Source organism: Phycicoccus jejuensis, from assembly GCF_000720925.1.
Taxonomy (GTDB): domain Bacteria; phylum Actinomycetota; class Actinomycetes; order Actinomycetales; family Dermatophilaceae; genus Phycicoccus; species Phycicoccus jejuensis.
The window spans coordinates 1-321 of record NZ_JOEE01000062.1 but is presented as its reverse complement, the minus strand read 5'-3'; the positions used below and the strand labels follow the sequence as shown (position 1 = coordinate 321).

The 321-nt window shown below is 70.7% G+C and carries 1 protein-coding gene; it reads left to right on the top strand.

The window, feature by feature from the left end:
- The coding region (locus tag IG69_RS0119625) for an IS3 family transposase (RefSeq protein WP_036830708.1) at positions 1-321 on the top strand (321 nt) is incomplete at both ends.

Sequence of the window (321 nt, the reverse complement as noted above, 5' to 3'; positions counted from 1 at the left end):
GACGAGCAGCTGCTGACCGAGATCCGCCGGGTGCACGCCGCGAACTACTCGGTGTACGGCGCACGAAAGGTGTGGCTCCAGCTCAACCGGGAAGGGCACTCGGTGGCCCGCTGCACCGTGGAGCGGCTGATGAAGGCCGACGGCCTGCACGGGGCGGTCCGCGGTAAGGTCAAGCGCACCACCGTCGCCGACCCGGCCGCCGAGCGGGCCCGGGACCTGGTCAGCCGCAACTTCACCCCGGCCGCGCCGGACCGGTTGTGGGTCGCCGACATCACGTACGTCTCGACCTGGTCAGGGTGGGTGTACGTCGCGTTCGTCGTC